Source organism: Arthrobacter sp. 01L42, assembly GCF_056400005.1.
Genome location: NZ_JBFTSL010000015.1, coordinates 1 through 12,642, shown reverse-complemented (window position 1 = coordinate 12,642; position 12,642 = coordinate 1). Strand labels below are relative to the sequence as shown.

Annotated in this window: 10 protein-coding genes; 6 read left to right on the top strand and 4 right to left on the bottom strand. The window is 68.2% G+C overall.

All coding sequences use genetic code 11. The annotated features are described in order from the left end of the window. Positions 1-40 precede the first annotated feature (40 nt). Positions 41-1,993, top strand: coding sequence for a primary-amine oxidase (locus tag AC1DN2_RS13820; RefSeq protein ID WP_476850736.1), 1,953 nt, complete (start codon positions 41-43; stop codon positions 1,991-1,993). Between the two features lie 9 nt (positions 1,994-2,002). Beyond that, entirely contained in the window at positions 2,003-2,479 is a 477-nt protein-coding gene (locus AC1DN2_RS13815; RefSeq protein ID WP_476850735.1) for a hypothetical protein, read from the top strand. A 36-nt stretch (positions 2,480-2,515) separates the two neighbouring features. On the opposite strand, the gene AC1DN2_RS13810 is transcribed toward AC1DN2_RS13815, so the two are convergent. Then, the gene (locus AC1DN2_RS13810) at positions 2,516-5,920 is read right to left on the bottom strand and encodes a DEAD/DEAH box helicase (protein WP_476850734.1); all 3,405 of its coding nucleotides are present in this window, start codon (positions 5,918-5,920) and stop codon (positions 2,516-2,518) included. Positions 5,921-6,116: 196 nt separating this feature from the next. Between AC1DN2_RS13810 and AC1DN2_RS13805 the strand changes: the two genes are divergently transcribed. Further along, on the top strand, positions 6,117-7,061 hold the full coding sequence (locus AC1DN2_RS13805; protein WP_476850733.1) for a DMP19 family protein: 945 nt from the start codon (positions 6,117-6,119) through the stop codon (positions 7,059-7,061). Positions 7,062-7,226: 165 nt separating this feature from the next. Here AC1DN2_RS13805 and AC1DN2_RS13800 read toward each other — a convergent pair whose 3' ends face one another. Continuing rightward, a complete protein-coding gene (locus AC1DN2_RS13800) occupies positions 7,227-7,754 on the bottom strand; it encodes a COG4315 family predicted lipoprotein (protein ID WP_476850732.1) in 528 nt (175 codons plus the stop codon). 186 nt (positions 7,755-7,940) lie between these two features. On the opposite strand from AC1DN2_RS13800, the gene AC1DN2_RS13795 reads away from it, so the two are divergent. Then, entirely contained in the window at positions 7,941-8,450 is a 510-nt protein-coding gene (locus tag AC1DN2_RS13795; RefSeq protein WP_026538160.1) for a sigma-70 family RNA polymerase sigma factor, read from the top strand. Then, positions 8,447-9,130 carry an anti-sigma factor family protein gene (locus tag AC1DN2_RS13790; RefSeq protein WP_476850731.1) on the top strand — a complete coding sequence of 228 codons (684 nt, stop codon included), beginning with the start codon at positions 8,447-8,449 and terminating at the stop codon, positions 9,128-9,130. The genes AC1DN2_RS13795 and AC1DN2_RS13790 overlap by 4 nt, the downstream gene beginning before the upstream one ends. 56 nt (positions 9,131-9,186) lie before the next feature. Here AC1DN2_RS13790 and AC1DN2_RS13785 read toward each other — a convergent pair whose 3' ends face one another. Together AC1DN2_RS13785 and trmB are read right to left on the bottom strand one after the other, a co-directional pair. Continuing rightward, positions 9,187-9,993, bottom strand: coding sequence for a DUF1206 domain-containing protein (locus AC1DN2_RS13785; protein ID WP_476850730.1), 807 nt, complete (start codon positions 9,991-9,993; stop codon positions 9,187-9,189). Positions 9,994-10,095: 102 nt separating this feature from the next. Beyond that, positions 10,096-11,052 (bottom strand): tRNA (guanosine(46)-N7)-methyltransferase TrmB, encoded by a 957-nt coding sequence (gene trmB, locus AC1DN2_RS13780; protein ID WP_476850729.1) that lies wholly within the window; start codon positions 11,050-11,052, stop codon positions 10,096-10,098. 154 nt (positions 11,053-11,206) lie between these two features. On the opposite strand from trmB, the gene AC1DN2_RS13775 reads away from it, so the two are divergent. Next, a complete protein-coding gene (locus tag AC1DN2_RS13775) occupies positions 11,207-12,442 on the top strand; it encodes an MFS transporter (RefSeq protein ID WP_476850798.1) in 1,236 nt (411 codons plus the stop codon). Positions 12,443-12,642: the final 200 nt, after the last annotated feature.

The window sequence follows — 12,642 nt, the reverse complement described above, 5'->3', positions numbered from 1 at the left end:
TAAAGTTCTGACCCGCCAGGGTCACCGAACGAAGGCCGTCATGATGACCGCACAAACTGACACCCGCACCCCTTACAGCCCCTACAGCCTGGCCACGGGCGCCGAAATCACCGCGGTCCAGGGCATCCTGCGTGCCGCGGGACTGCTGGGCGGGACCCGGCGCATCGCGTACCTCGGTCTGCTGGACCCCGCCCGGAACGCGCCGGCCGAAAGTGAGGACCGCCGGTTCCGGGTCTTCCTGCACGATGCCGCAGGGGGAAGGCCGGCCGATGTGACCGTTTCGGTCTCCAGTGGCACGGTGGTTTCCGCCGTCGAACTGGACACGGCGGCCACCGGCGAGCTCCCGGTGCTCGAGGAGGAATTCGAAGTCGTCGAACAGCTCCTGGCCACGGACGAGCGCTGGCTCAAGGCCCTCGCCAGCCGCGGTCTGGACGTCAGCAAGGTCCGCGTTGCCCCGCTGTCCGCCGGCGTCTTCGAGTACCCGGAGGAAAGGGGCCGCCGGATCCTGCGTGGTCTGGCCTTCGTGCAGGACTTCCCCGAGGACAGCGCCTGGGCGCACCCGGTGGACGGGCTCGTGGCCTATGTCGACGTCGTGAGCCAGGAAGTGACGCAGGTGCTGGACACCGGCGCCGTCCCGATTCCCGCGGAGCACGGCAACTACACCGATCCGGAGCTCACCGGCCCGCTGCGCACCACGCAGAAGCCCATCAACATCACGCAGCCGGACGGGCCCAGCTTCACGGTCACCGGCGGCAACCACGTCGAATGGGAAAAGTGGAGTGTCGACGTCGGCTTCGACGTCCGCGAGGGGGTGGTGCTGCACAACCTTGCCTTCCAGGACGGCGACCGCCTGCGGCCCATCATCAACCGTGCATCGATCGCCGAAATGGTGGTCCCGTACGGGGACCCGTCGCCGATCCGGTCGTGGCAGAACTACTTCGACACCGGCGAATACCTCGTGGGCCAGTACGCCAACTCCCTGGAACTGGGCTGCGACTGCCTCGGCGAGATCACCTACCTCAGCCCCGTCATCAGCGACGCCTTCGGCAACCCCCGCGAGATCCGCAACGGCATCTGCATGCACGAGGAAGACTGGGGGATCCTGGCCAAGCACAGCGACCTCTGGACGGGCATCAACTACACCCGCCGCAACCGCCGCCTGGTGATCTCGTTCTTCACCACCATCGGCAACTACGACTACGGCTTCTACTGGTACCTCTACCTCGACGGCACCATCGAGTTCGAGGCCAAGGCCACCGGCGTAGTCTTCACCTCCGCCTACCCCGAAGGCGGCTCGGCCAACATCTCCCAACTGGCTCCGGGCCTGGGCGCCCCGTACCACCAGCACCTGTTCAGCGCGCGGCTGGACATGGCGGTCGACGGCCTCACCAACCGGGTCGAAGAAGAGGACGTGGTCCGCCAGGGAATGGGCGAGGGCAACGAACGCGGCAACGCGTTCTCACGGAAGCGGACCGTCCTGGCGCGCGAGTCGGAAGCCGTCCGGGAAGCCGACGCGCGCAGCGGGCGGACCTGGATCATTTCCAACCCGGAATCACGCAACCGCTTGGGCGATCCCGTGGGATACAAGCTGCATGCCCAGGGCCAGCCCACTCTCCTGGCGGACCCGGAGTCCTCCATCGCCCGGCGCGCGGCCTTTGCCACGAAGGACCTGTGGGTCACCCGGTTCGCGGAGGAGGAGCGGTACCCCACGGGCGACTTCGTCAACCAGCACGCCGGGGGAGCAGGCCTGCCGGCCTACATTGCCCAGGACCGCGACATCGACGGCCAGGACATCGTGGTGTGGCACACCTTCGGCCTGACCCACTTCCCGCGTCCGGAGGACTGGCCCATCATGCCGGTGGACACGGTCGGCTTCAAGCTCCGGCCCGAGGGCTTCTTCGACCGCAGCCCCGTGCTGGACGTGCCGGCCAACGCTCAACCGTCCTCTGGCTGCCATGGCGATGGCGACGCCGGCGCACACTGCCACAGCTAGGCCGACGCCGTGAGTGTCGCAGCCAGCTTGGGCCGCCGGGCCGGCCCCGCCGGCGTCGTCTTCCATTCCCGGATCTGCGCCGCCGTGACCGCGGCGTCGTGCCTCGCGCATCTGTGGCTGGCCGCCGGGAACCAGCACGGGACCTGGCTGAACGTGCTCATGCTCGCCATGGTGGCAGTGTGCCTGCCGTGCGCCGTGCACATCTGGCGCCACGGCAGGCTCAGGGCCCTTCGTCAGGTGATGGCCGCGGCCCTGGCCATGACCGCGGTGCACGCGGTCCTGCTCCTCGGCACGGGAGCCGGCGGCACGGGCCACAGTCACCATGGAACCGCCGCAGTGGCCGCAGGGGCCGGCGGCGCCGGTGCGGCGCCGTCGGGTTCCGGGGCGCTGCTGGCAGTCATCGCGCTGGAAATGACGACGGCGCTAATCGCCGCGACGCTGCTGGCCCGGCTGCGGGCGGACCCCGGTCGGCCGTATCTTGGCTGAAGCGCGGCTGAAGCGCTGCTTCAGGGTTGGTCAGCGTCAGTCGTTGAACAGGCCCGCCAGGTCCTCCGCCGTCAGGGCGCCGCCGGTGAGTGCGTCGCCTTCCATGACGTCGGCGAAGAGCTGGGATTTTTTCGCCTTGAGCGCCATGACCTTCTCCTCGATCGTGTCCTTGGCGACCAGCCGGTAGACCATGACGTTCCGGGCCTGGCCGATCCGGTGGGTCCGGTCCACGGCCTGGGCCTCCGATGCCGGGTTCCACCACGGGTCCAGCAGGAACACGTAATCGGCCTCGGTGAGGTTCAGGCCGAAGCCGCCGGCCTTGAGGCTGATGAGGAATACCGGCGCGGCGCCGTTCTTGAACTCGTTCACGACGTCGGTGCGGTTGCGTGTGCCGCCGTCGAGGTAGCAGAACTCGATGTTCTCCTCGACCAGGCGCTCCCGGACCTTGCCCAGGAAACCGGTGAACTGGCTGAAGATCAGGGCCCGGTGCCCTTCGGCCACCAGGTCCGCGAGCTGCTCGAACAGGACATCGAGCTTGCTGGAACGCACCCCGGACAGGGAGGGATCGATCAGCGAGGGATCCAGGCTCAGCTGCCGGAGCAGGGTCAGCGACTGGAAGATGGTGAACCTGTTCTTGTTGACGTCCTCAATCAGGCCCAGGATCTTCTGGCGCTCCCGCTGCAGGTGGGTCTGGTAGACCTTCTGGTGCCGCGGGTTCAGCACGACTTCCAGGATCTGTTCCTGCTTGGGCGGCAGGTCACTGATGACCTGTTCCTTGGTGCGCCGCATCATGAGCGGCCGGACACGCCGCCGGAGCTTGTCCAGCTGCCCCTTGTCACCGTTCTTCTCCACCGGCTTCTGGTAATACTCGGCGAACCGTTTGGGGCTGGAAAAGAGCCCGGGAGCCACGATCGAGGTCAGTGCCCAGAACTCCATCAGGTTGTTCTCCAGCGGCGTGCCGGTGATGGCGAGTTTGAAGGCGGCGGGCAGTTTGCGGGCGCACTGGTAGGCCTTGGACTGGTGGTTCTTGACGAACTGCGCCTCGTCCAGGACCAGCCCGGCCCAGGTCTGGGAGGCGTAGGCCTCGTAGTCGATCCGGAACAGGGCGTAGGAGGTGATGATGATGTCCGCTCCGGCCATCGCCTCGGCCGGGTGCGAGCCGCTCTTGGCGAAGGTTTCGCCGATGGCGCGCACGCTGAGCCCGGTCGCGAACCGTGCCGTTTCCGCCTCCCAGTTGCCCACTACGGAGGTGGGGGCGACGACGAGGAACGGGGCGGCCCCGGACCCGGGCCCGGCTTCATCGCCTGCGGCGGCGTCTTTTGCGGCGCAGATCAGTGCGAGGGCCTGGACGGTCTTGCCCAGGCCCATGTCGTCGGCCAGCACGCCGCCGAGGCCGTGGCGGTACAGGAAGCTCAGCCAGTTGAAGCCTTCCAGCTGGTACGGGCGCAGCTCGGCGTTCAGCGACCCGGGCAGCGGAAGGCCCTTGATGCCACCTTCAAGCAGACCGCCCACGGACTCGCGCCACGCCGCGGCCTGTTCATCCACGATGCCCAGGTGTGCGAGCTCGTCCCACAGCCCGGCCTGGAAGCGGCTGATCTGCAGCGGGGCGTCCTTGTCGCCGGGGTTGTCCTGCAGGGAGCGGGCCTCGTCGATCAGGGCCCGCAGCTGGTGCAGCTCCGGCAGGTCCAGCGCGAAGTACGCCCCGCTGGGGAGCAGCATGCGGGTCTGGCCGGCGGCGAGGGCGGAAAACAGTGCCGCGAAGGAAACCGGCTGGCCCTCCAGGGTGATGACGATGCCCAGATCGAACCAGTCGCGGCTGTCCGTCGCCTTTGTGGAGATCGCCACCACCGGGGCCTCGTCGGCTTCGCGGTAGTCCGCAATCTCGCCGGAGGTATCCACGGAGACGTCGGGGAGGTCGCGGAGCCGGGGGAGCACGTCCTCGGTGAAGGCGAGGGTGTCCAGTCCGGCCAGCTCTGCCGTGGCCGCCAGGCGCGGCGTGCCCCAGCCGCCGGTCGCGGATTCGCCCAGGGCAGGCACGACGTCCCAGGGCTGCCCGACCGCCTCGAGGATGCGAGCCTCGGCCGGGTCGTCCCGGTAGCCGTGATCGCCCGGGTGCCGCCACAGCGGCTGCGCCGTGACGAGGTTTCCGGACGTGTAGTGCCATTCCCAATGCAGCCGGACCCGGTGGTCGGCCCCGTAATTGGCCAGCAGGGACAGTGTGGGGACGGCGAGCGTGGGCAGTTCCACCGACTCGTCGGAGGCGGTAACCCGGGCGGTTTGCTTGAGCTTGGGGTAGAACCCGGTCAGGAAGCGGCTTTCGTCCCGTGCGGGGATGTGCAGGGTGGTCCCGCCCGTGACGAAGGTCAGCAGTTCCTCGCTGAGACCGCTTTCCAGCGGGGCGAGGGTGATGACGGGGTCGGCGGGGGCGGTACCGGGCAGGGCGCCGCCGCCGGACGCCAGGAAGATTCCGTGGGCCGGGCGCCCGATGGTCCCGACCGACGCCGGATCCACCACCTCACCTTCGACCGTGATGGTCGGCGCGAGCTCCAGACCGCCGTCGTCCCCGCCGGTGCCGATGCGCGCCAGGTTCAGCCCGACGGCGGCAGGCTGCTCGACCAGGCGCACCGGCTCCGTGCCGCGGCTGTGCACCAGGGCGACGCCGATTTTCTGGGCCTGGGACAGCAGGCTCCAGAGGTTCTTGCCGGCATAGGTGTTCAGTCCCAGCCACAGTCCGGTGCCGGAGTGCTGGCGGTTTGCCACAGCGGTGTGCGAGGCGAGGAATTCCTGCATCCACTCGACGTGCGCCTCGTTGCATTCGCGCCGGTAGTTCAGGTAGCTCAGCGTGCTCCAGGAGACGTCGCCGCGGATCCACTTGCCCTTGGCGCCCATGATGACGGGGCGTGCCTTGAGCTGGCGGACGCTGCGGAGCGGGTCGCGGCGGCCCGTGTAGGAAAAGTGCGGGGCGGGTTCCTCGACGTCGAACTGGAGCGCCAGCGGGGTGCCGTTGGCGGACGGCGTGATCCCCGGGTGGGCGATCAGGGGGCTAAGGGCCTGCTCCCAGTCGGCCATTTCCGGTGGCGCGCTTTGGCGGGACAGCCGCGTGCCCTCGGCGGGGGCCAGCAGCTGCATCCTGGTGGCGGGGTTGTCTTCGGCCGCGAAGAGCAGGGCCGCCACGTGCTTGCAGTCCTTGCGGACCGGGCAGCTGCAGACGCCCACCGTGCAGCTCCAGCCGCCTGCCTTCCGGACCAGCTTCGCCGTCGTGGAATAGGGCACGTCGGAACCGCCCCGCACCTTGCCCAGCAGCAGGCCCGTGGCGGCGTCGAAGGAGATCCCGGAAACGCGGCTCCCCATGGCGTAGGCGAGCCCGGCCGCGAGGGAGCGGTCGTTGATCGCGGGAGTCTGTATTGCCAGTGCCGCACTCTCGTCCGGATGGGATGGCATGTGCGCGCTACTTTCGGCAGGTGGTCATCTGATCCATCTTACCGAGCCGGCCGGGACCCCGGAACTTCGCCGCCGCCAGCACAAGCGCCGCTTAAACTTCGCCTGACGTTCAACCGGGGCTCGGCCGCCCGCCGTGACGACGGCCCTACCGTGGAGAGGTCCGGAGTATCAGCAGCGCCAGCAGTAAGGATTCCGCATGACCCACAGTGAGCCCACCATCCAGTCCGCCCACAGCTACCCCACCGTGCTGACCACCGAAAGCCTCAAGAGCGGAAACGAGGACGTTGTCGACGCGAACGTCAACGTGGTCAACGCCATGTTCGAGGAGTTGCTGGACACGGAAGAGATCTCCCCGGCTGCGCTGCGCAGTTACTACGTGGACTTCTACCTGACGCAGGCGCTGGCCGGCGGCTTCGCGCAGTACGTGTTCACCGCGCCCGAACGCGAGGAAGTCGACCCCTACGTCCGGGAAGGCCTGGAAGCCATGGGTGCCGCCGCGCACCTGGAGCTCTTCAACCGCACGGTGGCCGCCTTCGGCGCCCTGACCGACACCGACGTCGACAGCTACCTCGACGGCGGCAGCGGCTGGGCCGCCGGAAGCACAGAGGAAGACGAACCGGGCGACGGGGTCTCCGACGCCGTTCGGCGCATCGAAGAACTGGACGGGGAATTCGAGTCGATCCTCGCAACAGAGGACATCGCTGCGCTGAATGCCGCGTGGCTGCGCGGCCAGGAGGACTTGCTGGTCCTTTCCGACGACGACCTCGACGCCCACATTGCCGGGCGGGTGGCCCGGCTTTCCGACCTCGCGGAGCGCCAGGCGGCAGCCGCGGAGGAGGCGCTCCTGGACGCGCCGGAGTTCGAGCAGATCATCCGCGAGCTGTGCGCCCTCGCGGGCCACAGCCTGGTGCGGATCACCATGGGCGATCCGAATTATGAGCACAACGGGGAGACCACCCTGGCCTGGCACTTCACCACGGAACAGGGCGAATTCCTCATGCTGGAGGACGACGACGAGGCCTTCATGCTCAATCCGCGGACCCAGGAAATCCTCGCGGCTGTGGAGTTCGAAGAGGCTGTTGACTTCGAAGGGGCTGTTGAGTTCGCAGGGTCAGCGGAGTTCGAAAAGGCCCGCCCGTAGGCGGCCTTCCGCGACAGTTTTCCGGTACGGCCGGCGTCTGCCCCCAAATGCAGGCGCCGGCCGTGCCGTGTTGAGCAACCCGTGCCGACTAACTCTGGCCCGGCCGTGCCGGGTTTAGTTTTCCTGCCCGGCGGACCGGGCCCGGCGGATCCGCGGCCGGCGAGCCTACCCGGCTGGCGGTGCCGTGATCATTTCCCCGGAGGGTGACACGAGGAACCAGACCCCGCCGACGCCCTGGCCGTTGATGTCCCCCGCGGCCTGGTCCTTGGAGTAGTAGTAGATCGGCATCCCGTTGATGGTCACCTGCATCTTTCCGTCAGCCGTGGGAATGGTTCCGACCTTGCCGGTGACGCCGTTAACTGTGGGAGTCGCCGTCGTCGACGTGACAGCGGGCCACGACGTCAGGCACGCGCCGGTGCAGACGCTGTTCCCGGAATCCTTCGTGTTCTTGGTGAAGAAATAGACGCTCAGTCCCTGGTCGGCCACCACGATCTGGCCCGCCTTGGACTCGCCCACCGAGAGCTCCGCCGCGGTCATGGACGCCGGCGCGGAACTCGCCGGCGCGCTGGACTCTGCGGGAGCCGACGTGGCCGGTGCCGCCGACGTCGGCGTCGTGGTCGTTCCGCCGCCGCAGCCGGACAGGAGGGCGGCCAGAGCGAACGCGGACAAGCCAATGCTGAGATGCTTCTTCATTTGCTGCTCCTAGACTCGAGCCAGCCCAACTCGGAGGCCGGCGCTACGAGATACGACGCCATGGAGAGCGGAATGGTTCATGGCGGAACCGACATGTTCGTGTCGGGCTGTCCTGGGGCACACTGAACTATTGGGCCTGCCCGTACGTCGTAGAGGGGCAGAGCACGAATTTCCGGGAGGTGGGCAATGCCGCTGGACGAAGACGTCGTGGCTGCGATTTACCGCGACCACGGAACGGCCCTGAAACGCTTTGTCCTCAGCGTCTCCCGGGATCCTCAGCTCGCCGACGACGTCGTCCAGGAGACGGTGCTGCGGGTCTGGCAGCAGGCGCCGCAGATCACAGGCAGCCTGCGCAGCTACCTGTTCCGGACGGCACGCAACATCATGATCGACAATTACCGCAAGGCCCAAAGGCGGCCGCAGGAAGCCGGCGACCGCGATGTCCAGGCCCTCCCGGAAGGCGGCGTCGGCGCGGGGCGCATTGACGAGCTGCTCAACAAGGTGCTGATGGAAGAGGCGTTGCTGCGGCTCAGCGCGGAACACCGCGAAGTCCTTGTTGCGCTCCACTACCGCCGCTACACAGTCCAGGAGGCATCCGCCCAATTGAAGATCCCCAGCGGCACGGTGAAGTCCCGGGCGTTCTACGCCGTCCGGGCCCTACGGACGATCCTCGACGAAATGGGGGTGCAGCAGTGAACGGGACCGAGTTGCATCACTACCTCGGCGCGTACCTGCTCGGCGGGCTGGAGCCGGCCGAAGCCGCGGCCTTCGAGCAGCATCTTGCGGTGTGCGCCCACTGCCGTCAGGAGCTGGACGAACTTGCCAGCCTCCCCGCGCTGCTGGACGCGATCCCGGTGTCCGACGCCGTCGCGCTCACCGCCGCGGCGGCGGCCGCCCGGGACCGCGCGCTGATCCCGCCGGAACGCGAACCTGTCCCAAGCCGGCTCCTGGACGAGCTCGCCGCCCGACGCCGGAAGGTGCGGCGCCGGTGGACGTCGGCGGTGGCCGCGGCGGCCGCCGCATGCCTGGGGCTGGGGATCCTGGCTGGTCCGCTGCTGAACCAACCCGCCAAACCGGACGCGAGCTATTCCGTTGCGGCCAGCAGCGGGTTGGAGGTCACTGTGGGGCTCGTCAAGAAGACCTGGGGCACCGAACTGGCGGTGGACGGCCGCAGCCTGCCCGTCGCCGGGACCCTCTCACTCTGGGTAAAGGACCGTGACGGCGGCGTGGACCGCGCCTGCGCGTGGACGGCGACGCCCACCGGCAGAGTCCGGATCACCGGGGCGACGCCGGTGCAGCTGGCCAGGATCGCCAGTGTCGAGATGCGCGATGAGCAGCAGCAGACCGTTGCTGTCATTGCCGTGCCCCAGGGGTAGCCCACTCGTGGGGCGCGGCGGTCCGTCCGGTCCGGGACATGGAAACCGACGCGGGCCTACATCTTCGCGAGCTTGGCCCGCATCGCCATGTAGATGCCGTAGCAGATCAGGCCTACGCCCACTGCGGCCAGCAGGTACACGCCGAACGGCTGCTCCCGCAGGGCCTTCAGGCTGCCGTCGAGCCCGGTTGACTCTTCGGGGTGTGCCTTCACCGTGGCGATGATGATGAGCAGGCCCACCAGCAGCAGGGCAAAGCCTTTGGCAACGTAGCCCACCATGCCGATCACCGTCACTGCGGTGCGCGCCTGCGGCTGGGACGGCATCCGCAGGTACTTGATGAAGGACTTCTTGAAGCCGCGGATCGCGTAGACGACCCCGGTGACGGCTACCGCGGCGCCGATAATCACCAGGAGTGCGACGCCGCCCGGTGCCTTCATGAGGTTTACGGTCATATCGGACGTCGACTCGCGGTTGTCGGAGCCGGCCCCGGTAGCGACCGACGCGAGCGTCAGGGCGAACGCGGTGTACACCACGGCCTGCAGGGCAGCCTTGAGTTTCTTGCCGACCTTTTTCTTGGTCGGCAGGTGCCCGAAATCAAAAATGGCGTCGGACGCCTGCCAGATGGCCAGCGCCACGCAGGCGGCAAACGACGTCCAGAGCAGCAACGGCCCCGCTGGCTGCCCGGCGAGCTCTTCCACCGCGCCGCTGACATCGGCCTGGCCCTGGCCGCCCATGGCAAGCCGGATCGCGACCAGCCCGATGAGGAAGTGCAGCAACCCCGACACGGCGAACCCGGCCCGCGCTGCGATTTCGAGGGGCTTCGAATTGGTGACGTCCTCGGCGACGTCAGCAGCGTCGTTCAATTCTCGTTTGATGATCGTTTCCTTAGTACTACCCAGCGTGGTTCGTTCCGTAATCGTGCCACGCGAAGCCGCTCAACAAAAGGTACCCGCGCGCCGTGGTGCCTAAATCCGGCGGTAGCTGAGGTCGAAGATCAGGCGGCCGGCTTCGTGCGCCTTGTTTTCGAAACTGGTCAGAATACGGCCCTCAAACCGCGGCGCCCACCCACCGGTCCCGTCGACGCCCTCGTTGGGTCCGGTGTGCTCGGTGCTGACCGGCGCCCGGCCTTCCTTGACCGGTGCTCCGCCCACGCGGGACTCGACGCCGGATTCCCACACCTGGGTCAGGGGGCTGTCCGCGCCGGCGCGCTCGCCCTCGTGCAGGTTCTCGAACTCCGCCGAGCCCGCCATGACCTCGCGGACGTGAACGGCGTAGTTGGACCAGTCGGTCGCGATCCGGAAGATGCCGCCGGGCTTGATGGCCCGGGCGGCGAGATCAGCGAACGCCGGTTGAATGAGGCGGCGCTTGTGATGCCGGGACTTGTGCCATGGATCCGGGAAGAACACCCATAGTTCCGTGACGGAGCCGGCCGGGAGCATGGTTGCGAGCACCTCAGGGGCGTTCGCCTCGACCACCCGCACGTTGCTCAGTCCGCGGCTGTTGATTTTGATCAAGGTGTTGGCCAAGCCGGGGGTGTAAACCTCCACGGCCAGGAAGTCCTTGTCCGGGTTTTGCTCCGCGGCGTGGCAAACGGCGTCGCCCAGTCCGGAGCCGATCTCGACAACCAGCGAAGCCGTGCGGCCGAATTCGGCCTCTGCGTCGAACACATAGTCCGGGTGGACGGAGGTGTTGGCGACATGGCGGGGGACCTCAACCGCCCAACGGTCTGCGTGTTCCTCCCAGGCCGCCTGGCGTCGGCCCTGAAGGCGCGTGCCGCGGCGCACGAAGCTGACCGGGCGGCCCCCATAGGTGCCGAACGAGGCCTGGCTGCCGGGGGTCACGGGGCGCGGCAACTGGCTCTGGTCCGGGACGCCGGACTCCGGGTTTGCCTGCAGGCCGGGGGATTCTGGGGATTCGCTCATCCCTTCCAGAATAGTTGAGTTCGCCGGGCCGGGCCGCCCGGGGATCCCGCGGCCGCCCCGGCGGGCCGGCCGCGGAGGAAGGATTGAAGGGAAGGGGTGAAGACGCGGGCCTGCAAGAATGGGGCGGGTGACCTCAGCTGGGAAAACTGACGAGTTGGACCATTCGGCCGGCGCCGTTCTCCGGGACGGCCCCGTCGGGCCGCCGCGCGCTGCCGGCCGCCGGCAGCTCGCGTATTTGGGGATCTGCCTGGTCCTGATCGGGCTGAACCTCCGCACAGTCTTTTCGAGCTTCGCTGCGGTACTGCCGGAGGTGACGGCCGACGCCGGGCTTCCGGCCTGGGCGGTCATGGTGCTCACCACCGTCCCGGTGACGCTGCTCGGGGTGTTCGCTCCGCTCGCCCCTGGGCTGGCACGCCGGTTCGGGGCCGAACGGGTGCTGCTCAGTGCCATGGCGGTGCTCACCGCCGGGCTGCTGCTGCGGCCCCTGGAGCTGCCGGCGGCCGGCCACCTTCCGGCTCTGCTCGCCGGGACCGCCGCGTGCGGGGCCGCGATTTCACTGTGCAACGTGCTGCTGCCGGGCGTGGTCAAGCGTGACTTCCCGCATCGCCTGGGCCTCATGGGCGGCCTCTACACCACGGCGATCTGTGCCTCGGCCGCGCTCGGTGCCGGCTTCACGTTCCCGGTCTTCCGCGCGAGCGGGGAATGGACGGCGGCGCTCTGGTTCTGGGCGTTGCCGGCCGGCGTCGTCCTTCTGCTGTTCCTGCCGCCGGCGCTCCGGGCCCGTCCCGGCGGGGCGGCGCGGCCGGCCGGCGGCGTCAACGTCTGGCGTTCCGCCGTGGCCTGGCAGGTGACCGGGTTCATGGTCCTGCAGGCCATGATGTCCTTCAGCGTCTTCGCCTGGTTGGCGCCGATCCTGCGCGAACGGGGGGTGGACGGCGGCACGGCCGGCCTGATCGTCTCGGCCTCGATTGCGCTGCAGATGCTGGGCTCGCTGTTCGCGCCGGCGCTGGCCACCAGGTTCCGGGACCAGCGTGCCCTCAACACGGCGGTGGCGCTCATGACCGGCGGTGGCTTCGCGCTGAGCATCTTCGGGCCTGTGGAACTCCTGTGGCTGTGGACCGGGCTGCTCGGCCTGGGGCAGGGAAGCCTGACCGCCGCCGCGCTGACGCTGATCATGGTCCGCACCCGGGACGGGCACACCGCGGCCCACCTTTCCGGGATGATGCAGGGCGTGGGCTACGGGATTGGCTCCAGCGGCACGCTCCTGGTCGGCCAGCTGCACCAGTCCACCGGATCCTTTGCAGCGGCGGGTGTGCTGTTCATGCTGGTGGGCTCTCTAGCAGCGGTGTTCGGGTACCGGGCCGGGCGCGACCGCTACATCGGCGACTGAGGTTTTAAATGCGATGGGCTATCAGTTGTGGCTGTCCTGGACCCTCCAGAACAGCTGTGGAGTCTCATGACTTAATGGACGTTTCTGTCTCAAGACATCGTGGACAGTGTGTCTCAGGACATCGTGGACACTCGGACCGGTTTTGCTCGGGTCATGAGCAAAATGCACCCCGATATCAAGATCCGGCATTTGGTGGCGAC

What these genes read in the sequence shown, in the direction of transcription:
- AC1DN2_RS13805 (WP_476850733.1), top strand. Translation starts at nt 6,117, where the DNA reads ATGACCCACAGTGAGCCCACCATCCAGTCCGCCCACAGCTACCCCACC.
- AC1DN2_RS13820 (WP_476850736.1), top strand. Translation starts at nt 41, where the DNA reads ATGATGACCGCACAAACTGACACCCGCACCCCTTACAGCCCCTACAGC.
- trmB (WP_476850729.1), bottom strand. Translation starts at nt 11,052, where the DNA reads ATGAGCGAATCCCCAGAATCCCCCGGCCTGCAGGCAAACCCGGAGTCC.
- AC1DN2_RS13800 (WP_476850732.1), bottom strand. Translation starts at nt 7,754, where the DNA reads ATGAAGAAGCATCTCAGCATTGGCTTGTCCGCGTTCGCTCTGGCCGCC.
- AC1DN2_RS13795 (WP_026538160.1), top strand. Translation starts at nt 7,941, where the DNA reads ATGCCGCTGGACGAAGACGTCGTGGCTGCGATTTACCGCGACCACGGA.
- AC1DN2_RS13810 (WP_476850734.1), bottom strand. Translation starts at nt 5,920, where the DNA reads ATGCCATCCCATCCGGACGAGAGTGCGGCACTGGCAATACAGACTCCC.